Origin of the sequence: Haloarcula halophila, assembly GCF_029278565.1 — an archaeon.
Lineage (GTDB): Archaea > Halobacteriota > Halobacteria > Halobacteriales > Haloarculaceae > Haloarcula > Haloarcula halophila.
Genome location: NZ_CP119559.1, coordinates 250,690 through 272,839, shown reverse-complemented (window position 1 = coordinate 272,839; position 22,150 = coordinate 250,690). Strand labels below are relative to the sequence as shown.

At 63.7% G+C, this 22,150-nt stretch carries 20 protein-coding genes; 12 read left to right on the top strand and 8 right to left on the bottom strand.

Annotation, left to right across the window (positions count from 1 at the left end):
* Positions 1–365: 365 nt before the first annotated feature.
* Together P0204_RS01470 and P0204_RS01465 are read right to left on the bottom strand one after the other, a co-directional pair.
* Entirely contained in the window at positions 366–1,616 is a 1,251-nt protein-coding gene (locus P0204_RS01470) for a mandelate racemase/muconate lactonizing enzyme family protein (protein WP_276221140.1), read from the bottom strand.
* Between the two features lie 122 nt (positions 1,617–1,738).
* Positions 1,739–2,932 carry an ABC transporter substrate-binding protein gene (locus tag P0204_RS01465; protein ID WP_276221139.1) on the bottom strand — a complete coding sequence of 398 codons (1,194 nt, stop codon included), beginning with the start codon at positions 2,930–2,932 and terminating at the stop codon, positions 1,739–1,741.
* A 103-nt stretch (positions 2,933–3,035) separates the two neighbouring features.
* On the opposite strand from P0204_RS01465, the gene P0204_RS01460 reads away from it, so the two are divergent.
* The 9 genes from P0204_RS01460 to P0204_RS01420 all read left to right on the top strand — a co-directional run bounded on the left by P0204_RS01460 (position 3,036) and on the right by P0204_RS01420 (position 14,309).
* Complete coding sequence (locus P0204_RS01460) at positions 3,036–4,499, top strand: methyl-accepting chemotaxis protein (protein ID WP_276221138.1); 1,464 nt, start codon at positions 3,036–3,038, stop codon at positions 4,497–4,499.
* Between the two features lie 200 nt (positions 4,500–4,699).
* Positions 4,700–5,920, top strand: coding sequence for a BMP family lipoprotein (locus P0204_RS01455; protein WP_276221137.1), 1,221 nt, complete (start codon positions 4,700–4,702; stop codon positions 5,918–5,920).
* A 43-nt stretch (positions 5,921–5,963) separates the two neighbouring features.
* A complete protein-coding gene (locus P0204_RS01450; protein WP_276221136.1) occupies positions 5,964–7,541 on the top strand; it encodes an ABC transporter ATP-binding protein in 1,578 nt (525 codons plus the stop codon).
* Positions 7,542–7,594: 53 nt separating this feature from the next.
* A complete protein-coding gene (locus tag P0204_RS01445; RefSeq protein WP_379801901.1) occupies positions 7,595–8,671 on the top strand; it encodes an ABC transporter permease in 1,077 nt (358 codons plus the stop codon).
* Entirely contained in the window at positions 8,668–9,723 is a 1,056-nt protein-coding gene (locus P0204_RS01440) for an ABC transporter permease (protein ID WP_276221134.1), read from the top strand. The genes P0204_RS01445 and P0204_RS01440 overlap by 4 nt, the downstream gene beginning before the upstream one ends.
* 54 nt (positions 9,724–9,777) lie before the next feature.
* Positions 9,778–10,917, top strand: a complete 1,140-nt coding sequence (locus P0204_RS01435; RefSeq protein ID WP_276221133.1) for a TrmB family transcriptional regulator — start codon at positions 9,778–9,780, stop codon at positions 10,915–10,917.
* Between the two features lie 394 nt (positions 10,918–11,311).
* Complete coding sequence (locus tag P0204_RS01430) at positions 11,312–12,280, top strand: sugar phosphate isomerase/epimerase family protein (protein WP_276221132.1); 969 nt, start codon at positions 11,312–11,314, stop codon at positions 12,278–12,280.
* A gap of 139 nt (positions 12,281–12,419) precedes the next feature.
* Positions 12,420–13,529: a Gfo/Idh/MocA family protein gene (locus P0204_RS01425; protein WP_276221131.1), complete on the top strand. Its 1,110-nt coding sequence runs from the start codon at positions 12,420–12,422 to the stop codon at positions 13,527–13,529.
* Positions 13,530–13,595: 66 nt separating this feature from the next.
* On the top strand, positions 13,596–14,309 hold the full coding sequence (locus tag P0204_RS01420) for a TIGR00266 family protein (RefSeq protein WP_276221130.1): 714 nt from the start codon (positions 13,596–13,598) through the stop codon (positions 14,307–14,309).
* Here P0204_RS01420 and P0204_RS01415 read toward each other — a convergent pair whose 3' ends face one another.
* Positions 14,310–15,200 (bottom strand): NAD(P)-dependent oxidoreductase, encoded by an 891-nt coding sequence (locus tag P0204_RS01415; RefSeq protein ID WP_276221129.1) that lies wholly within the window; start codon positions 15,198–15,200, stop codon positions 14,310–14,312.
* 77 nt (positions 15,201–15,277) lie between these two features.
* Here P0204_RS01415 and P0204_RS01410 point away from each other — a divergent pair, with 77 nt between their 5' ends.
* The 3 genes from P0204_RS01410 to P0204_RS01400 all read left to right on the top strand — a co-directional run bounded on the left by P0204_RS01410 (position 15,278) and on the right by P0204_RS01400 (position 17,766).
* Positions 15,278–15,718 carry a DUF5799 family protein gene (locus P0204_RS01410; protein WP_276221128.1) on the top strand — a complete coding sequence of 147 codons (441 nt, stop codon included), beginning with the start codon at positions 15,278–15,280 and terminating at the stop codon, positions 15,716–15,718.
* 128 nt (positions 15,719–15,846) lie between these two features.
* Entirely contained in the window at positions 15,847–16,629 is a 783-nt protein-coding gene (locus P0204_RS01405; RefSeq protein WP_276221126.1) for a class I fructose-bisphosphate aldolase, read from the top strand.
* A gap of 3 nt (positions 16,630–16,632) precedes the next feature.
* Positions 16,633–17,766 (top strand): carbohydrate kinase family protein, encoded by a 1,134-nt coding sequence (locus tag P0204_RS01400; protein ID WP_276221125.1) that lies wholly within the window; start codon positions 16,633–16,635, stop codon positions 17,764–17,766.
* 1 nt (position 17,767) lies between these two features.
* Here the strand turns inward: P0204_RS01400 and pfkB are convergent, their stop codons facing one another.
* From pfkB to P0204_RS01375, 5 genes are all read right to left on the bottom strand, one after another.
* On the bottom strand, positions 17,768–18,676 hold the full coding sequence (pfkB, locus tag P0204_RS01395; RefSeq protein WP_276221123.1) for a 1-phosphofructokinase: 909 nt from the start codon (positions 18,674–18,676) through the stop codon (positions 17,768–17,770).
* Positions 18,673–19,434 carry an HTH-type transcriptional regulator GlpR gene (gene glpR, locus P0204_RS01390; RefSeq protein ID WP_276221121.1) on the bottom strand — a complete coding sequence of 254 codons (762 nt, stop codon included), beginning with the start codon at positions 19,432–19,434 and terminating at the stop codon, positions 18,673–18,675. The genes pfkB and glpR overlap by 4 nt, the downstream gene beginning before the upstream one ends.
* A gap of 68 nt (positions 19,435–19,502) precedes the next feature.
* Complete coding sequence (locus P0204_RS01385) at positions 19,503–20,486, bottom strand: isocitrate/isopropylmalate dehydrogenase family protein (protein ID WP_276221120.1); 984 nt, start codon at positions 20,484–20,486, stop codon at positions 19,503–19,505.
* A 78-nt stretch (positions 20,487–20,564) separates the two neighbouring features.
* On the bottom strand, positions 20,565–20,960 hold the full coding sequence (locus P0204_RS01380) for a hypothetical protein (protein WP_276221118.1): 396 nt from the start codon (positions 20,958–20,960) through the stop codon (positions 20,565–20,567).
* Between the two features lie 392 nt (positions 20,961–21,352).
* A complete protein-coding gene (locus P0204_RS01375; protein ID WP_276221116.1) occupies positions 21,353–22,093 on the bottom strand; it encodes an HFX_2341 family transcriptional regulator domain-containing protein in 741 nt (246 codons plus the stop codon).
* Between the last annotated feature and the right edge of the window lie 57 nt (positions 22,094–22,150).

Below are 22,150 nucleotides of genomic sequence, written 5' to 3'. Positions count from 1 at the left end.
GTCGTCGGATCGTCGACATCGCAGGTCGAGCCGAGGGGCGAGCCGCATATAATCCCGAGCGGCCGTTTACCGGGGGTGTACGACCGTACACCGAGGGTCACCTCTCTGCCCGATCGGGGTGTACGGCCGTACACCCACCTCTAGGACGGTGTAACCGATGCTCGACTTCGGAAAAATCGAAGGATTGCGTCCTCGACGGTTCGTTTCGTCGTCGAAGACCGACAGACTCGCTCCGCCCGTCTGTCGAACTCGATGAAGGGCGCTACGCTTCGTCGGACACCGCCGGACGAACCGCGTCCGGCGAGCCCGCTCCGGCTTACGCCGGATCGAACCCCGAAACTCCCTGAGTTTCGTGCTCGACGAAGCTATGCTTCGTCGAACACCGTGTCGCCGTCGACCATGTGCTCCTCGACGGCGTCCATGTCGAGGGTGAGGCCGAGACCGGGCTCCTCGGGGATCTCGATGTAGCCGTCCTCGATGACGGTCTCCTCGACCAGGTCGTCCCACCAGCCGAGTTCGTAGGAGTGGTACTCGACGGCCAGGGAGTTCGGGATGGCGGCGCCCACCTGCGCGCTCGCCATCGTCGCGATCGGCGATGAGACGTTGTGCATCGCCACTGGGATGTAATACTGGTTGGCCACGTCGGCGACCTTCTGGGTCTCGCGCATGCCACCGACCTTCGGGAGGTCGGGCGCGATGATGTCGACGGCCTGGTTCTCGATCAGGCGGCGTTCCTCGGTCACGCGGTAGCGGTTCTCGCCGACGGTGATCGGCGTGTTCGTGGACTTCGTGACCTCCTCCTGGACTTCGAGGTTCTCCGGCGGGACCGGGTCTTCGAGCCACCAGACGTCGTAGTCCTCGATGGCCTCAGCGAGGCGCTTGCCCGAGCCGCCGCTGAAGGTCCAGTGGCAGTCGAACGCCACGTCGGCCTCGTCTTTGACCTCCTCGGTGACCTTCTCGACGATCTCGGCCTTGTGGCGGATCTCGCCGGGGCGGAGGTGACGGTTCGCACGGTCTTTCTCCAGGCCGCTGGGAACGTCGAGGTCGAACTTCAGGGCGTCGTAGCCGAGTTCGTCGACGACGCGACGGGCCTCGTCGGCGCAGGCGTCGGCGTCGGCTTCCTCCTCGGTGTGGCAGTCACAGTAGACCCGGACCTCGTCGCGGTACTTCCCGCCGAGCAACTGGTAGGCCGGGACTTCGAGGATCTTGCCGGCGAGGTCGTGCAGCGCGACCTCGATACCGGCGATCGCGGTGACGGTGACGCCCTCGACGCTGCCCTCGCCCGACATCTTCTGGATGAGGTGCTCGTAGAGGCGGTCGATGTCCAGGGGGTTCTCGCCGACGACGAACGGCTTCATCCGCTCGATGAGTTCCGGAACACCGGCTCCCCAGTAGGCCTCGCCCGTTCCGACGATGCCAGCGTCGGTGTAGATCCGGACCAGTGTCCACGGGAAGTTCCCGTCGATCATCGTCGTCTGAACGTCGGTGATCTCCACGTCGCGGCCACCACCGCGTTTGGCGGTGACACCCATCGTCTCTGCGGAGAGTTCACGCATCGTATACTCCGCGTTCGGATCGTGCAGGTCAGCGTAATCCACGTCGTTTGCCTGTCCCATGCGTGGCCATTGCTACCCCCGTCACAAAAGTGTAGAGGAAATCACGATGGGGAGTTCAAGCACGTGAGGGACACACACTGTTGACAACGGGCCTTTGAGAGACGGCGGCCGTCGTCCGCGTGTTAGGACGATTGCTCCAGGGCCGTGATCACGGCATCGGCAGCCGACTCCACGTCCCAGGAGGAGACGAACGCGGAGACAGCCGTCTTGAGTTCGATAAGCTGGTCCGGGCGAACGCCGAGTCCGTGCGTGATCGAGAGCGGTTGACTCCGAGACTGCTGGAAGGCCAGTTGTTGCTCCTGGAGGAAGGGCGTGAACTGTCCGGTGTCGACGTCGGTGCGGGGCGGGATCGATCCCTTCTTCCGGTTGAACCGGCGCTGGCCGTCTGCGGACCCGACGTAACGCAGGAACGTCTCGACGGCGTCGGGGGTGTCGGTGTCGGCGGCCGAGACCACCGAGTCCATGTTCATCGCGTAGTAGCCGTCCGTTCCCGGGAACGGGACGTGCGACCACTCGGACCGGTAGTCGAACCCGTCGGTCTCCGTGTACGCGCCGGCCGCCCAGTCGCCCTGATGGAAGAAGACGGATTCGCCCTCGATGAACCGCTCGTTCGCGTCGGTCAGGGAGAGATACGCCCGGTCGTCGGTCGCGACGGCGCCGTAGCGCTGCACGATCTCCAGGGCCTGGACGATCTCGCGGCGGTGTTGGCTCGCACGCCCGTCACTGATCGCTCGATAGGTGTCGTGTCCTTGTTCGCCCAGGAGGACCGTCTCGAAGACCTGGAGCACCGTCCACGGGTTTTTCATCGGGAACAACATCCCGACGTGGTCGGTCTCGGCGTCGATCCGTTCCAGTTCCTCTGCGAACGCACTGGGGCTGTCGATCCGGGCGGGATCGACACCGACCTCGTCGGCGAGCGAGGCGTTGATAAACAGGTTGTTGATCCGGTGGATGTTCAGCGGGACCGCCCGGTACGTGTCGCCTATCCGAGCGGCATCTTTCGGGCCGTCGAGGTAGTTCTGTTCCATATTGCCGTCGGTCCAGATAGCTGAGAGATCCCCGACGACACCCGCATCGGTATACGGTTTGAGGTTCTTGCCCGGCCATTCGATCCACACGTCGGGCGGGTCCTCTTTCAGGATACGGCTCTTGACCGTGAGACTCAGGTTCTCGTTGGTGACATCGCCCAACGGGACGTCGGGATGCTGCTGTGTGAACCCGTCCAGTAGCGCGTCGAGTGCAGCCCCGCCGTCACCGCCCACGAGTCGGTGCAGGAGTTCGATATCCGCGTGGCCCCCGGTCGATACCCGTGACATACACCCTGGTTTTCGGCTCGTGGTTATCAAGCTACCGCGCACATTCTCAATCCTGAACACGGAGGGGGAGATGATTTATATTACCGATGAAAACACGGGATCAATGGCACGGACAGGACATCGGTGGGTGGCCGCTGGCACGGCAGGTCAGTTCGCTCACGCCCTCTACCAGGTGATCGTGGTCGGGTTCGGCCCGCCCGGACTGAAGTGGCCACTGGCACTGGGAGGTCTCGTCGTCGCAGCGATCGTGGGATGGTACACGATCGTGTCCGTCAGGGCACGGCTGACGGACGCAGTCACGGAACGTGATCAGCGGCAGGCAGAACGGGACGGGGCACGCACCGCACTCGCCGAGACCGAGGGCGAACTCGCCACGGTTCGGGCGGAACGCGAGGCCACGACGGGCGGCGTGGCCCAGCAGGCTCCCGCGGCGACCGACGGCGGCGTCTCTGCCGCCGATGAGATGAGCCACGAGGAGCTATCTGCGTACATCCGGGAGTGCTGTGCGACGATCGACGCCACCAACGAGGGGGATCTTAGCAGGCGGATGGCCGTGGATACACCGTCGGCAGCACTGAACGAACTTGGCACGGAGTTCAACGAGATGACCGCTGCCTTCCAGCAGACGATCGAGACGGCCGACGAGTTCTCGGCGGACGTTGCGGGGTCGTCCGAACAGGTGACCGCCGCGACCCAGGCAGTCAAAGAAGCGTCACAGAACGTGGCAGAGACCGTCCAGGGGATCGCCGACGTCTTCCACGAGCAACACCAGCAGATCACGACCATCAGCGACGAGATGTCACAGATGTCCGCGACGATCGAGGAGATCGCCGCCTCCTCGAAGGAGGTCACCGAGACGGCGGACAAGACCGAACGCCGGACCGTCGAGGGGATCGAAGCGGCTACATCCGCTCAGGAGACCATGTCCGAGACGGTCACGCAGACGGACGAGGTCGTCGAGACAGTCCGGACGCTGGACGACCGGATGACCGAGGTCGGTCGAATCGTCGATCTCATCGACGACATCGCCGAACAGACGAACATCCTGGCGCTGAACGCCTCGATCGAGGCGGCCCACGCGTCCTCGGGGAGCGCGAACAACAACGGGTTCGGCGTCGTCGCCGACGAGGTCAAGACGCTCGCCGAGGAGACCAAGGAGGCGACTACCGAGATCGAGACGCTGATCGGCGAGATCCAGGCACAGACAGCGGACGCGGTCGACGAGATTTCCGAGATGCAAGACGCCGTCGAAGACAGCCAGGACGCTGTCGAGGAGGGACTGACCGCGCTGGAGTCGATCATGGAATACGTCGAGAAGACCTCGACGGGCGTCAGGGAGATCAGCGACGCGACCGACGACCAGGCTGCGACCTCCGAAGAGGTCGCCTCGATCGCCGACGACGTCGCTGAGACCTCCAGACAGAACGTCGAGGAAGCGGAACACGTTGCGGCGATCGCCGAAGAGCAGAACCTCGCACTGGGTGAGGTATACGTCAACGCGAAGATGCTCACGATGCGAGCCCAGCAGTTGACAGCGTTGTTCGAGCGCTACGACACGGACGGGTGAGCGTGCCGGCCCCGACGGAGACGGCAAGTGTCGCTCCGTATAAGCCGGTGTTCGACCACGTTCGAGGGTCGAAATCGGTACTGAACTCCTGTGGTCGAAGGGGATGAATAGCTATCTCGCGTTTTAATTTCTCGTATTCACCTCCGTATTATTGGGATTATTATTTATGCATGTTTTCGGCTCTGTCTACACGAGCGTCTATGACACGTGGTGAAAACAGCGGTAACGACGGCGAGCGGAGTCCGAAAACGGCACAGAGCGGTATTGATCGTCGGAACGTCCTGAAATCGGGTGCTGGATTGTTCGGTGTGGCAGGTCTCGCGGGGTGTCTCAGCGAACCCGGGAGCAACGACGGGGGCAGTAGTGGTGACGGCGAAAGTAGTGACGGAAGTAGTGGTGACGGTGAAAGCAGTGATGGAGGTAGCAATGGCGGTGGTGGTTCCGAGACGACGAACATCGCCATCATATCGAGTCCAGCAGGGTTCGGCGACAAAGCGTTCAACGACCTCGCGATAGAGGGGTTACAGACCGCCGCCGAGGAGTTCGATATCGAGGTCCAACAGGTCGAGGAGACCGAACAGTCCAGATACCAGACCGTTCAGTCTCGCCTGGCCGAGAGCCAGAACCCGGACTACGATCTCATCGTCCTAGTCGGGTTCAACCACACGCAGGCCCTGGAAACGAACGCCTCCGAGTACCCCGACCAGCGGTGGATGCTGATCAACGACGTCATCGACCAGCCGAACGTCGCTGGCTTCATCTGGGCCAACCACGAGATGTCGTTCCAGGCGGGCGTTCTCGCCGGAACGATGACGACGCGGGAACTCACTCACGAGGGGAACTCCAACGACCCCGATGGCAAGGTGGTCGGGTTCACCGGTGGCGTCGACGGACCGCTGATCCGTGCGTTCGAGCAGTCGTACATCAAAGGCGTCGAGTGGGTCGACAGCGAAATCGACGTAAAGGTCGGATACGCGGGGTCATTTTCGAGCCCTCAGGACGGGAAGGAAGTCGCTCTCTCGCAGTACGACAGCGGAGCCGACATCGTCTACCACGCCGCTGCGGCGACCGGACAGGGCGTCTTCCAGGCCGCACAGGACGAGGAGCGGTTCGCCATCGGTGTCGACGCAGACCAGTCCCAGACGCTCCCCGAGTACCAAGACGTCATCATCGGTTCGGCTGTGAAATACATCAACGAAGGGACCGCAGAGGCGGCCCAGGCAGTGGTCGAAGACAACTGGAGCAGCGTCCAGGGCGAGAACATCCTCGGGCTCGAACAAGATGCAGTCGAGGTCGTCTTGGGGCAGGCTATCGGTCCGAAGCTTCCCGACGTGGTCTCCGAAAACCTCGAATCGGCGAGAGAGGCGGTCATCAACGGCGACGTGACGGTTCCCTGTAGTGCGTCCGGTTGTCAGAACTAACAGATCCCCAATTTACCATGGTTGAAATTCGCAAACCAAAATCATGAGCGGTACACGAACTCCGGCTGTCGAACTCGACAGTATCACGAAGCGGTTCGGTGACGTGGTGGCCAACGACGAGGTGAACCTCACTCTGCGAAAAGGGACCGTTCACGCGCTCGTCGGTGAGAACGGAGCCGGGAAGACGACGTTAATGAGCGTTCTCTATGGGCTCTACGAGCCGACAGGGGGAACGGTCCGTATCGACGGCAGAGATCGGTCGTTCGATTCGCCGCGTGACGCGATCGACGCGGGGGTCGGGATGATTCACCAGCATTTCATGCTCGTGGACACGATGACCGTCCTACAGAACATCGTTCTCGGGCACGAACCCACCAGCGGTGGGACGATCGACGAGACCAGCGCGAAGTCCGATATCGAGGCGATCTGTGACACCTACGATTTCGATATCGATCAGTACCTCGATACTCGGATCGAAGAGTTGGGCGTCGGTGTCCAGCAGCGCGTCGAAATTGTCAAGAGCCTCTACCGTGGTGCCGACACGCTGATCCTCGACGAGCCGACCGCGGTGTTGACTCCACAGGAAGTCGTCTCGCTGTTCGAAGTCATGGAAACGCTCGCGAACGAGGGTCATTCGCTGATCTTCATCACGCACAAACTCGACGAGGCCATGGAAGCAGCGGACGAAATCACCGTCCTCCGGGACGGGGCGGCCGTCGGAACGGTCGACGCCGACAGTACGTCGCGCGAAGAACTCGCGCGGATGATGGTCGGCCGTGACGTCCTGTTCGACTTCCAAGAACGGTCGACATCACCGGGCGAAGTGTCCCTTACGGTCGACTCACTGTACGTGGAGGACGACCGTGGGCTCGAACAGGTCACCAACATCGATCTTTCGGTTCGGGAGGGTGAGGTCCTGGGTATCGCTGGTGTCGAAGGGAACGGACAGTCGGAGCTAGTCGAAGCCATCACCGGGTTACGGGATATCGAGTCGGGAGCGATCACGTACCAGGGGGAAGACATCACGTCATTGAGCCGCCGCGAGCGGATCGGGGCCGGTATCACGCTCGTCCCGGAGGACCGACAGGAACAGGGGCTTGTTCTCGACTACAGTCTCGTCAAGAACGCGTTACTGGGGAACCAAACGATCGCCCCGTACGCGAACAACCAGTTACTCAACTGGGATGCAATCAGGGATCACGCCGAAAACATCGTCCAGAAGTACGACGTCCAGCCCCCGAACCCCGACGCGGAGGCGTCTTCGCTCTCCGGTGGGAACCAACAGAAGTTCATCGTCGGCCGTGAACTGGAGCACGATCCAGATCTGGTGGTTGCGACACACCCGACGCGGGGTGTGGATATCGGTTCGATCGAGTTCCTCCACGACAGACTCCGGGAGATGCGCGACGACGGGTTAGCCATCGTCCTCGTCTCGTCGAAACTCGACGAGATCCAGAAACTCTCCGACCGAATCTGTGTCATGTACGAGGGGGAGTTCGTCGATACGGTCGATCCGGACGACGTGACGGAACGTGATCTCGGGTTGCTGATGGCCGGTCAGAAAGTGGAAGACACCGGCGCCACAGCGGAAGTACACCCCGACGGGGGTGAACAGTCGTGAGCGGTGCCGAGAAAAACGGTGTTCGGGCTGTCCTGGAGCGGGCAGCGGGTCGGATGACGAAAGCGACAGTTATCGAGCGGATCCTCATCGCGACCGCATCGATCACGCTGGCGCTGGCTCTCGGTGCTCTCATCGTCGCTGCCGTCGGGTACGACCCCGTTCTGTTCGTCTATTCGCTCCTGTACGGTGCGATCGGGAACGTCTCCAACATCGCGTTCACCCTGCGGCAATCCACGATGCTCATTCTCGCCGGTGTTGCCGTCGCCGTGGCGTTCCGGGCCGGGGTGTTCAACATCGGCGTCCAGGGACAGTTCGTCGTCGGCGGGTTCGCGACTGCGGTGACCATCCTGGTGCTGGCACCGATCCTACCAGGCGGGCTGATCGGTGGGCTCCTGCTCGTGGTCGTCACGACAGTCGCTGGTATCCTCGCGGGCGGCGCCTACGGGGCACTTCCGGGGATGATGAAGGCGTATGCGGACGCCAACGAGGTCATCACGACGATCATGCTGAACTTCATCGCGACTGGGGTCGTCTTCTTCTTCGTCGATCAGTTCCTCCGACCTGCTGGAGCCGCGGCACCGAACACCGAACAGTTCCCGGACTACGTGTCGCTGCCGTCGGTCCTCTTCCAGAGCAGTTCGTTCTCCGTAATCGGGTTCGGCGTCGCACTGGCCACCGCGGTCGGTGTGTATTTCGTCATGACCAGGACGCGGTTCGGATACGACCTCGTGACGAGTGGTCACCAGGAAGAGGCCGCGGCGTACTCCGGAGTCGATCCACAGCGGACCATCGTCTCGACGATGGCGTTTTCGGGGATGATCGCGGGACTGACTGGATCGCTATTCGCGATCATGATCCTCGGCTACTACAGCGATCCGAGTACGTTCCCCACTTACGGGTTCGACGCGATCGCCGTCAGTCTATTAGCCGCGAACAACCCGATCGCGGTCGTTCCGTCGGGCATACTGTTCGGGGGACTGGACGCCGGCCAGCAGTACATCGGTTTCACGCTGGACATGCCCTCAGAGCTAGTCGACGGGATCGTCGGTCTCGTCGTTCTGTTCGTTGCGACACCGGAGTTGTTCCGTATCGCCGGACTGCGTGCCGGTTTCGGGGGTGAAGACGAATGAGTATCGCTCACGAAGTCGCAGATCGACGGGTGACTATCGGCGGCGTAGTGGCCGCCCTGCTGGTACTCGTGATCGGTAGCAGTGTCTGGGACCTCCCGCTCGTGGACATTCTCACTGTCGGCGCGGTCCAGCGGACGCTGCGAGCGGCGACGCCGATCGCACTGGCCGCTATCGGCGGTCTCTACGCCGAAAAGAGTGGGGTATTCAATATCGGCCTGGAAGGGTTCATGATCTTCGGAGCGTTCATCGCGGCCGCCGCCGCGTGGATCGTCTCCGGCGGCGGAACGGTGACCCAGGCGCATCTGTGGGTCGGTGTCGTAACCGCAACCCTCGCCTGTGCACTACTGACGGTCGTGTTTGCGGTACTGACGGTCCGGTTCGAGGCGAACCAGATCGTCGCGGGACTGGCGGTCTGGTTCATCGCACTCGGCTTCGCACCGTTTTCGTCGATCGTCCTCTGGGACGGTGTCTCGAGCCCCTCGCTCCCTAACATCGCGACGCTTACCGTCCCGGGGCTGTCGTCACTCCCGGTCGTCGGACCGATTCTGTTCGATATCTCGCCGCTGGTCGTCCTGACGGTGATCGTGACCGCCGTCGCGTGGGTCGGCCTCTATCGGACCCGGTACGGCTACTGGGTCCAGGCCGCCGGTGAGAACCCGGAAGCGTTGGACACGGCTGGTGTCAATGTCAACCGTGTCCGGTTCGCAGCGGTCATCCTCTCCGGTGCGCTTGCGGGACTCGCCGGTGCAACCCTGTCGGTCGGGTTCGCCGGCGGCTTCACCGGGTCCGGCGTCACGATGGTCGACGGCAGAGGATGGATCGCGATCACGGCGTACCTGTTCGCAAACTACAATCCGATCGGAGCGTTCGCTGCGTCTGTCCTGTTCGGCGGTATGGATGCCTTACAAGTCCAATTACAAACAGTTGGGATCTCACTGCCGAGCAGTCTCACGGGCCTCTTCCCGTACGTCGCTGTACTCGTCGTTCTGGTGTTGGTCGGTCGGACACGGATGCCTGCTGCAGCGGGCGAACCATACGATACCGAGGACTGAGTGCCGAAACATCGTGAATACCATTATATGCCTGAACGGAGTATACCGGACAATGTGACAGACGGGACACAGGAACTTCGCAACGAACTGGCGGAGTTCGGGCTCTCGGACAAGGAGATCGATACGTACCTCTCGATACTAGAGTTCGGCGAGGCGAAAGCGAGCGATATCGCCGAACAGGCAGGTGTGTCAAAGCGGTACGTGTACAACGTACTGAGTTCGTTCGAGAAACGTGGGTTCGTCACGATCAACGATCACGAGACGCCGACGACGGTCAGAGCGGTTGCTCCGAGTGAAGTCATCTCACGGCTGAGTACGCGTCTCGACTCGATGGAGTCGAAACTTCAAGAGCATTACAATCCGAAAGTCGCTCCGAACCGTGAGTTCGAGGTCATCAAGTCACGATCCACGGTCCACAGTCGGATCGTCGATATGCTGAACACTGCTGAGGAGGAGGTCACCCTCTCGATCCCAGCGTCCGTACTCCCGAACGTTCGTGAAGAGCTTTCGAATGCCCTCAGTGAGGGGCTGTTCATCCTCGTTCAGGTCAACGCCGACGAACGGGCAGACATATCTAGATCCACTCTCGAGGGTATCGGGACCGTGGTCCGGTACTGGGAGGAATCCGGGCCGATGCTGATGACGGTCGATAGACAGGAAGGGCTGTTCTCACCCAACGAGTTCCTCGGCGGGAACCAGACGGACAACCAGGCGATCTCGTTCACCGAAGAGCGACTGGCTCCGATACTGGTGGGGTCCTTTCTGGGGAACTACTGGCCGGTCGCCGAGGAGGTATACGTCGATGACCCGTTTGAGCCGCCACACCGGTACGAGCGGTTCCGCCACGCGATCTTCGACGCGACTATCCACGAACGGCGTGGCCGTTCCCTCGTCGCCGAACTCTCGGTTCGGCCCACCGGGTCACAGGAGGACTTCGAGACGCGGTACGGTGAAATAGTCGAGGTCCGACAGGGACTGATAAAACCGATGAACAGCTCGTTCGCTATCGAGCACACGTTCGTCATCAAGGATAACAACGAGACGTTCACGGTCGGTGGAAAAGGTGCGTTCATGGAAGACTACGAAGCCGAGTACGTGATGTTAGATATCGTCGGGGAAGATACCGAGTCGATCTCGGAGATGATGGCACACTCCACCAGGTTGAACGGTACCAAAAACGGGGAGACCGGATAGCGTACAGGTTCCAGTACCCCCTAACCGATAGTGCCTCTCGCCAGCAGCGTCGCTGAAGCGACGTTTGGACAGACGACTTAGCGCAGGTTGAGTGGCCGGTTGACCGTGTTTTTCGGTATTTCGCGTCGGCGGACTCGATACGAACACTGCCCGCTTCCGTGGTCAGCTCCGACGGTCGAATACGACGTCGTCGACCCCAGGTAGTGTGTGAAGCTGTGTCTCATTGTGAGAGCAATATAAGAGCTGTTTGATCACGTTAGGGACCCCTCCTTGGCATCGCGACGAGAGCCGGCCGTGACTGTGAGATACCTGTTCATCACGATTTCTCGGAGGATCGCTCGAAAGAGGCCCAATCCGCCAAGGATTTATTGCCGTCATTTTCGCAATACGAGGTATGCAAGTCGGTGTACTCACCGTCCCGCTGGGGGACCAGTCGCTCGCGGACGCACTGTCGTACCTGGATAGTATCGGCGTCGACGCGGTGGAACTCGGCTGTGGCGGGTTCCCCGGCGACGACCACCTGCCACGCGAGCAGTACCTAGACGACGAGGACGCACAGGCCGAACTACAGGACCTGCTCGACGAGCACAGGATGACAGTCAGCGCGCTGGCGACACACAACAACCCGCTGCACCCCGAGGAGGAACGCGCGAGCGAGGCCGACACGGAACTCCGGGAGGCGATCCGGCTGGCCGATCAACTGGACGTCGACGCCGTGACCTGTTTCTCCGGGCTTCCGGCGGGTGGTCCGAACGACGAGGTACCCAACTGGATCACGGCCCCGTGGCCCAGCGAACACGCCGACGCCCACGAGTACCAGTGGGAGGTCGCGACCGACTACTGGGGCGACCTCGCCGACCACGCCGCCCACCACGACGTGGACGTAGCCATCGAGATGCACCCGAACATGCTCGTCTACGAGCCTCGTGGCATGCTGAAGCTCCGCGAGGCCACGAACGACCACGTGGGGGCGAACTTCGACCCCTCGCACCTCTACTGGCAGGGGATCGACGTGACAGAGGCGATCCGGCTGCTCGGCGAGGAAGACGCGATCCACCACTTCCACGCCAAGGACACCAAAGTCTACGACTCCGAGGCCCGAGAGAAGGGCGTCCTCGATACGACCGCCTACACCGACGAACCGAACCGTTCGTGGCTGTTCCGCTCGATCGGCTACGGCCACGACGAGAGCCACTGGAAGGACGTGGTCTCGACGCTGCGGATGGTCGGCTACGACGGCACGCTCTCGATCGAACACGAAGACTCGCTGACCAGCGCGCGCGAGGGACTGGAGAAAGCCGTCGACGTACTCGACCGCGCCGTCTTCGAGACACAGCCGGGTGACGCCTACTGGGCGGAATAACGATGATCGACACACCACTCGACATCGGCCACCTTTCTCAGCGTCGGGTGCGCTGCGCGCACCACTCCCGGAAAAACGTGGGCGAAAAAGGCCGCTCGCTCACTTCGTTCACGAGCGGTGATCAGATGGAGACGACAGCATGACCGACACACCACTCGACATCGGCGTCCTGGGGTATCGATTCATGGGCAAGGCACACGCCAACGCGTTCGCGCGGCTCCCGATGTTCTTCGAGGATGCACCGGCGCTCAACCGGGACGTGATCGTCGGGCGCGACGAGGGCGCGCTGGCCGAAGCCGCCGACAGACTCGGCTTCGACCGGTACGCGACGGACTGGCGCGAGGTCGTCGACGACGTCGACGTCTTCTACAACCTCGGCCCCAACCACGTCCACCGAGAGCCGACCGTCGCGGCGTTGGAAGCCGGGACGCCGACGTTCTGCGAGAAGCCGCTGGCCCCGACCCTGGACGACGCCGAGGCGATGGCTGACGCGGCGGCCGACGCCGGCGTGCCGGCCGGCATCGCGTTCAACTACCGGTTCGTCCCGGCGATCCAGTACGTGAAGGGACTCATCGAGGACGGCGAACTCGGCGAGATCCGCCACTTCCGGGGCCGGTACCTCCAGGACTGGCTCGTCGACCCCGAGGCACCGTGGTCCTGGCGCAACGACGCCGAGATGGCCGGCAGCGGCGCGCTGGGAGACCTGGGCGCCCACACCGTCGACTTGGCGCGGTTCCTGATCGGCGACATCGACCGACTCAGCGGCCACCTCACCACCTTCGTCGACGAACGGCCGGTGGAGGGCGGCGACGAGACGCGACCGGTCACCGTCGACGACGCCTACAGCGCACAGGTGGAGTTCGAGAACGGCACCGTCGGCACGCTGGAGGCATCGCGGTTCGCCAACGGGCACAAGAACGACCACACGATCGAGATCCAGGGCTCGAAGGGGAGCCTGCGGTTCTCCCTGGAGCGGCTCAACGAACTGGAACTCCTCAGCGAGGACAGCCGGGGCTACGAGACGATCCTCGTGACCGACGAGAGCGATCCCTACGTCGACCACTGGTGGCCGCCGGGCCACGTCATCGGCTGGGAACACACCTTCGTCCATGAGAACTACGAGTTCCTGTCGAGTGTTGCGGCCGGCAGCGAGTACGAACCGAACTTCGCCGACGGACTGGCGGTCCAGCGAGTCCTAGACGCCGTCGAGCGGAGCGACGACGGCGGCGAGTGGGTCAGCGTCGAGTAAGGCATCCCCACCCCGTTCCTGTTCTTCTGCTTAACTTTATATACCATACCGAGCGAACTCCCCGCCATGGAGATCGAACTCACGCACAAGCCCTCCTACACCCACGTCGTCGTCGATCTCGAAGGCGGCGAGTCGATCATGGCCGAACCCGGCGCGATGGTCAGCCACACGACGAACGTCGGCATCGATACGACGACGAGTCGGGGCGGCCTGCTCAGTTCCGCGAAGTCGATGCTCGGTGGGGAGTCGTTCCTGGCGAACGAGTTCACCGCCGAGGGCGGACGGGGGACGATCACACTCGCACCACCGACGCCAGGTGACGTGAACCATCACGTGCTGGACGGGGAGACACTGTACGCCGTCGACGGAGCCTACCTCGCTTCGGACCCCGACATCGACATCGATTCGGAGTTCGGCGGGTTGAAGTCGATGCTGGCCGGCGCGAGCATCACGCCCCTGGCCCTGAAAGGGAGCGGGAACGTCCTCATCGAGGCATTCGGCGGCATCGAACAGACGGAGCTGGCCGACGGCGAGACCTACACCGTCGACAACGAACACGTCGTCGCCTGGACGGAGTCGGTGACCTTCGACGCCCGGCGGATCGGCGGGCTGAAGTCGACGCTGTTAAGCGGTGAGGGACTGGTCATGGACTTTACGGGTCCGGGGACAGTCTGGTACCAGACCCGCGGGCTGGACTCGTTCATGGCTGCCATCGCCGAGTCCTTCGGCGGGGGCGGCGACCAGGGCGGGGACGCCCCGGACATGACCGACTTCCTCTGATCAGTCGTCCTCGACGGTCACGTCGGTCACCGCTTCGAGCGGTTTGATCACAGCACCCATGTCCTCGCTGCCGTGCCCGCTGCCGCGTGCAGCGCTGAACGCTTCCCGAGCCGCGGCCGTCTGTGAGAGCGGGACACCGAGGTCGCCGGCCCGGTCCAGGGCCAGCGAGAGGTCCTTGTGCTGGTAGTCGACGGGGAACCGCGGGTCGAAGTCCCGGTCGGCGATCAGCGCGCCTTTCCCCTCGAACAGCGGGCAGTCCAGCGCCCCGTTCTCGACGACTTCGAGCATGTCGTCGACGCCCAGTCCGTTGGCCTTCCCGAAGACCAGCGCCTCGGCAAACGCGCCCATCGCGTCCCCCAGCAGGAGGTTGATGAACAGCTTCATGTTGGTCCCCTGGCCGACCTCGCCGCAGTGGACCACCGGGTCACACATCGCTTCGAGGACCGGCCGTACTTCTTCGACGACGCCTTCGGGGCCGCTTGCCAGGCCGACGAGGGTTCCCTCACGGGCCGGCCCGACGGTTCCCGACACCGGCGCGTCGACGAACCGGGCGCCGGCTTCTTCGACGAGTTCGGCGGCGGCCATCGTCTCTGCGTAGCCGATCGTGCTCATCTGGACGACCGTCGTCTCTTCGTCGAGGCCGGCCAGAATACCGAGGTCGCGTTCGAGGACCGCCTGGACTGCGTCACCGTCGCTGACGATCAGACAGACCACGTCGACGCGCTCGGTGAGATGTTTCGGGGAGTCAGCGACAGAGACGCCCGCCTCGGCGAACGGTTGTTCGCGGTCGGTCGTCCGGTTGTAGACGACCAGGTCGAAGCCTGCGTCGTCGAGGTTCCACGCCATCGGTGCACCCATCGCGCCGAGGCCGATGAAGCCGACGTTTGTCATGTCGCCGTCTTGGAGTTCGGCTCCCTTGTAAGTCGGGGCGGGAAACGCTCATACATCAGGCCCCCCAACCGACAGCCATGAGCGACAGCAACTGGACCGACCGGATCGCGGCCGAGCGGATGCAGGTCGACCAACAGTTCAACGACCAAGTCGAAGTCTCCTCTTTCTCCAGTCAGCAGTGGGGGCTGGTGATGACCGCCGTGGAGTTCGAGATCGAGAACGCTGAGGACCCCGATTCGGCCCGTATCGTCGCGAACACCTCGAAACTCCCGAGTATCATGCCCGAACTCGATCGGATCGAACAGCAGTCGGCGATGAGTGGGGCACCGGACGGCGACTCCGGGGGGTCCGGCGGCGGCGGCCTCTTTTCGGGCGTCAAAGACGCACTCGGCCTCGGCGGGAAAGGGAACGACGAGCGCATGGAGGAAGCCGACGAGCTGGCACAGCAGTACGCCCAGGAGCTACAGGAGCAACTGGAGTCGAACGGCCGCTGGAAGTCGATCCGCGAGCAGGCCTGAACGACCAGTCCGCCGGTGGTTCGGGTTCCGCTACCGGCCGACGGGAGTGTCGAGCAAAAACGAACAGTAACGGTAGTAAACGATAGATACCGAAAACGGTTAATGTCCGTTCTGGGTAGTTCTGATACATGCGACCAGTGGATGACTCCCCGATCGTTCGCGACGACAAGACGCTCGTGTTGGCCCACGACCACGGCCTGGAACACGGCCCCAAGCAGTTCAGCGGCGTCGAGGAGCGCCTCGACCCCCGGGAAGTGTTCGAGATGGCGACCCACGACGCCGTCACGGCGCTTGCGGTCGGTAAGGGACTGGCCGAGACGTACTACCCCAGCTACGAGGACGACGTGAACCTGCTGGCGAAGCTCAACGGCAGTTCCGACCTCTGGATGGGCGACCCCTACTCCCCCCAGAACTGGTCGGTCGACTACGCCGCGGAGCTGGGTGCCGACGCGATCGGCTACACGATCTATCCCGGAATCAACCGCGAACCGGACTCCTTCGAGGACTTCCGGCCGGTCCAGGAGGCCGCACGCGACCACGACCTGCCGGTCGCGATGTGGTCGTATCCCCGCGGACAGGCGGTCAAAGACCATCGGACCCGGGACATCATCGCCTACGCCGCACGGCTCGGGCTGGAACTGGGTGCCGACTTCACGAAGGTCAAGTATCCCCGCAGCAAGGAGGCGATGGCCCACGCCGTCGACGCGGCCGCGGACAACCGCGTCCTGCTGTCGGGTGGCTCGAAGACCTCCGACCGGGACTTCCTAGAACTCGTCGCGGACTGTATGGACGTCGGCGTCTCCGGGCTAGCCGTCGGCCGGAACGTCTGGCAGCGCGAGGACCCCTACGACATCCTCGACAAGCTCGACTCGGTCGTCTTCGATGGCGCGGCCGCGGACGACGTCCTGTAGGCGATGGCGGAGCCGACACCGAGCCGGGAGACGCGGGACGCGGTCGCTCAGGCACAGCGTGGCCTCGCCGACGGCTTCGAGCCGGTCGACTACGGACACGTCGTCTTCGGGTTCGACGGCTACCTCGACCGCGTCCGCGAGGTCGTCGCCGACCGCTCGGACCCCGAGACCTACGAGCGACTGGCGACGCTCTCGGCGTTCGGCGATCGTGTCGACCGCTCGGTCGCGGCCGAGAGTTCGCTGACCTTCGAGTGGCTCCAAGACGGGAGCCGGACCGGCGGCCACACCTGTCACCTGGCTCGGGCGTTCGACACCTGGGCGTTCGAGACGACGATGATCGGGATGTACGACGACCCCGTCAGAGAGCCGTTCGAGACGGAGTTCGGCCACCTCGACCTCCACAGTATCGGCGAACCCGGCGTCACCGACGCGGTCGAGTTCGACGACGGGAAGCTGATGCTGACCGAGATCGGCGACACGATGGAGCTCGACTGGGCGGCGCTGGAGGAGTGGTTCGGCCACGACAGACTGCTCGATCGCCTCGACGGTGCCGAACTCCTGGGAACCGGCTACTGGTCCGAGACGCCGGACCTCCCGGACATCTACGACGGCCTCCGCGACAACTGGGATCGGATCGACGATCCGCCCGGGACAGTGTTGATCGATCCCGGCGACATCCGGAAACTCGACGCGGACAGGCTCCGGGCCGGTCGGAACGCGATCGGCCGGTTGGACGAGGTGACCGACGTGGTCGTCTCCTCGAACCGGGCGGAGACCGGCGTCCTCGCGGACGCCTACGCCGGAGACGGGGACCGGACCTTCGAGGAGTCCGCGGCGGTCGCCTACGACGCGCTCGAACCGACCTGGTTCGTCGGTCACGGTGTCGACCGCTCGGTGGTCGTCACCGCCGACGGGACCCACAGCGTCGAGGTCCCGGCAGTCGACGACCCGGCGTTGACGACCAGCTCGGGCGATCACTTCAACGCGGGGCTAGCCGTCGGGCGCGTCCTCGACCTAGATGCCCCGGCGTCGATCCTGCTCGGGAACGCGGTCGCTGGCTACTTCGTCCGGACCGCAGATCAGCCCTCCCCGGCCGAGATCGAAGCGTTCGTCGACGGCTACGTCGAGAAGTTCTGAGTTACAGGGTCTGGACGGTCACGTCTTCGCGTAGCGACTCGACGCTTGCGAGCGACGGGATTCCGGTACCAGCCTGCGAGACCAGCAGCGACGAGACCGCGACACCAGTTCTGAGGGCCGCTTCGTTGCTCTCGCCGGCCTCCCAGGCTGCGAGCAGGCCCGAGAGCAACGCGTCGCCGGCACCGACAGTATCGACCACGTCGACGTCCAATGCATCGGCGTACAGGAGCTGTTCCTCCGTCGCCAACACCGCGCCGTCGGCCCCCAGCGACGCCAACACCCGGTCGAACCCCTGGTCCCGGAACGAGCCGGCGGCCCGTGCACACCCCTCCAGGGTCGAGACGTCGGCGTCGGTCGCGTCCCCCAGTTCGTGACGGTTCGGTTTACACATCGAGTACCGGGCGTCCAGTCGCTTGAGGATCGTCCCCTCCACGTCGACGATCGTCTCCCAGTCGCCGCCGGTCGCGATCCGGTCGATGTCTTCGATCTCCAGGCCCGGCGGGAGACTCCCACCGACGAGCACCCAGTCGGGGTCGTGAGCGCGGACGCGTTCGAGGACATCGTCGACGATACCTCGGTCGACAGCCGGGCCGCTGAGATTGAGTTTGAACTCCTCGTCGTCGGCTATGGCGGTCGTGTTCAGCCTCGTTATCCCCTCGATCTCGGTGAAGTCGGTCTCGACCCCGCCGGACTGCATGTCCTCCCGGATGAACCGACCGGTGAATCCACCGGCCAGTCCCGTCGCGACACAGGGTTTGTCCATCGCAGTGAGGAACTGGGCGACGTTGATCCCCTTCCCGCCGGCGTCGTAGCGGGCACTCTCGGCCCGCATGACGTGGTCTGGTTCCATCGGCTCGTCGAACTGGACGGTCTGGTCGACTGCTGGGTTGTAGGTGACTGTGACGATCATTCGTTGACTCCTTCGACGGTGACGCCGGCGTCGTCGAACGCTGTCGCGAGCGTGCCTGTCGGTGAGCGGTCGGTAACGAGCAGATCGATCGCCGACAGGTCGGCAAACGAGACGAAGCTTCGCTCGCCGAACTTCGAGCAGTCGGCGACCAGAACCACGCGGGAGGCTTGGTCGACCATCTGGGACTTCACGGCTGCTTCGTCCTCGTTCGGTGTCGAGAGTCCCGCGGTCGAATCGACTGCGTTCGTCCCGAGCACGAGCAGGTCGAAGTTCGTCCGGTCGAGGAACGCTTCGGCCGTCGGCCCGACGAGTGCCCGGGTCCGAGCGCGCAACGTCCCGCCTGTCAGTTTCACCTCCAGGTCCCGTCGGGAGAGCTCCGTCGCTAACTCCGGCATGTTCGTCGCGGCGACGAACTCCGTCTCCGGGACCGCGCGGGCGACTTCCATCGTCGTCGTCCCGGCGTCGAAGAAGACGACGTGGTCTTCACGGATCTCCTCGCTGGCCCGACCGGCGATCGCACGTTTCGCGTCGAGGTTCTCGACTTCCCGCTGGTCGTACGAGCGTTCGGTGCCGACGGAGGAACTGGGAACCGCGCCGCCGTGGGACCGCTCGATGCGACCCTCGGTTTCGAGGTCCCGGAGGTCCCGACGGATCGTCGCCTTCGAGAAATCCAGTTCCGCCGCTAGTTCCGCGACTGAGCAGCCGTCTCGCTCGGTCACCAGTCGGACGATCGTCCGTTTGCGCTCGGCCGGGAGCATCCTCTTGCTAGTGATCGTTTCGCTCCGGTTTTACGCTTTTCTATCGGATACTGACTGTTTCTGCTCGGTTACAGCGCATCCAGGATCGCAGCGGTGACTTCCTCGGTACTGCCGTCGCCACCGAGATCCGGCGTCCGGGGACCCTCGTCCAACACCGTCTCGACAGCCTCCCGGACCCGATCCCCTTCTTCGTCGTATCCGAGGTGATCCAGCAGCATCGCTGCCGAGAGGACCATCGCCGAGGGGTTGGCGATCCCTTCGCCCGCGATGTCCGGTGCGGAGCCGTGGACCGGTTCGAACAGCGCGTTCTCCTCGCCGACGTTCGCCGACGGGAGCAGACCGAGCCCGCCGACCAGTCCCGCCGCCAGGTCCGAGAGCATGTCGCCCGCGAGATTCGGACAGACGACCACACCGTAGTCCTCGGGATGCATCACCAGATGCATCGCCAGCGCGTCCATCAGGGCCGTATCGTACTCCGCGTCGAGATCCGCCCCGACCCGCTCGGCCGTCTCCAGGAACAGACCGTCGGTCTTCTGCATGACGTTTGCCTTGTGGGCGATCGTCACGTCGTCGAAGCCGTTCTGCCGGGCGTAGTCGAAGCCGAACTCGGCGATCTTCTCTGACGCTTCTTCGGTGATGACGCGGGTACAGGTGGTCACACCGTCGGTGATCTCGCTCTCGATGCCCTTGTAGACGCCTTCGGTGTTCTCCCGGATGAACACGAGGTCGGTGTCGGGCTGGACAGCGTCGAGTGCCGGGTACGCGACCGCTGGGCGGACGTTGGCGAACGACCCGACGACCTGCCGCAGCGGGAGGATCACGTCCGCGGCCGTCTCGCCGGCCGCACCGAACAGCGTCGCATCGGCGTCGGCAGCGAGCGCCGCGGTCGCCTCGGGGAGTGCCGTCCCTGTCTCGGCTTTGACGGCGTCACCGGCGTCGCCTTCGACGAACTCGAAGTCGACTGTCTCGATTGCCTCCAGTACCTCGACGGCAGCGGGCGTGACCTCCTGGCCGATCCCGTCGCCGGGGATGACGGCGATCTCGTGTGTCATGTTCCAGCAGAGACGAGCGGAGAGTGAAAGTGGTTCGGTTTTCCGCGGTCCGCGGTCCTGGTTCGTGGGTAGGTCCCCTTACAGCGCGCCCGTCGTCTGTGCCTGTCGGCGGTGCCGATCGAAGACGTACAGCCCCGCGACGACGACCGGCGCGGCGACGAGCCAGTACGTAACCAGGGTGAACGGGTCCGGCGGTGCTGCGAGGGCCGCGACTGCCAGAGAGAGGACGGTCCCGACGGCTGCCGCTCTGGCGAGGTAATACCGACCGTCGGGCAGACGGACGCGGGCACTCCGACGGCGCAGTAGATAGAACGCCAGTGGGAATACCGGGTACAGTGGGAGAGAGAGGAGCCCCCACAGAAGCGGGTTCTCGTCTCTGGTCCGAGCGTCGAGTGCGATCCAGAGGACGAGCGAGCCGACAGTCGCCCCGAGTAGCAGGCCGAGTAGCGGGACCAGGGGACCGTGCTGTGTCACTGTCGGCAGTTCACGGTGAATCGAGAAAAACGCCGCGGTCGACTGGACTCGTCGTAGCGTCAGGGGGACCGTCAGTGGACCGAACGGGCCTCGGGCGAAGGCCCGTCGTGCGTGTCAGAGGCACACTCCCACCGCACGCAGTGAGAGCGGGCGCGGGGTGGCGACGCCGCCGGGGTGCCCGCGTTGGAGGGCCGAAGAGGGTGGGCACCCGACGACGGGTCGTCGCCGACCCGTGCGCATCCATTGATTCGAGGGATCAGTATGTACGTTCTATCCAGATACTATCGATACAACTGATAGTATCAAAACAGTCTATACTATTGGAACGTTCTTCATCGGCGGAGTATCTGAACCCCGTTGACGACGGACCGAAGCGACAGACTGTGGCCCGATCAGAGCTTGTGACGGAACGCGTGGAGGACGTTGCGTCCGGTCTCGGTGAGCGTGATCTGTTTCGTGCGTCCGACCTCGCGGACGGCAATATAGCCGTCCTCGATCAACGGATCGACGATGTTCGCGTTCAACAGCGCGAACTTCGCCTTGTCGTTGGCCGGGTCGGCGTCGTCGATGAACGCCAGGCCGGCTTCCTCGGCGAACTCGATGAGGTCTTTCTTTTTAGCGGTGTAGCTCTCGGAGTTCGTTCGGTCGAGGTAGTCCAGTACCGCGACCTGATCGCGGGAGATGGTTTCGATCGGATAGGACGGCAACACTTCCGCGTTCTGCATTCCCCGTGTGAGCGGTTCTTCGGCGACCGGCGGAACGTGGCGCTCCGGGTGGACGTAGTAGGCCGTCGCTGCCGTCGCCATGCAGGCGATAGCGCTCCCGATCGCCGCCAGTTTCGGGCCGCTGGAGACGTTGACACGGACGATATCGTCGGAGTGATCGGCCGTGAGCGTCGTCACGACCGCTAACACGTCGTAGAGATCGTGGAGGTCGGTCTCGTGGATGTCGATACTGATGCCATCGGCTTCGAGATCCTCGACGAGCGCCTGCTGGTACGCCGTGAACCGCTGCCTGCGCTCGCTCTGGTTGAGCAGGTAGACGGTGTCGGCGTTGTGTTCCCGGATGGGCTCGACGATGCGGTCGCGTTCGTGACCCAGCGGGGCGATGTGGATCTCGCGTATCCGCTCCATGTCGGAGAGGCGACCCGACGGTAGATGGGTCTTTGCATCACGACCCGTCCCACTCGA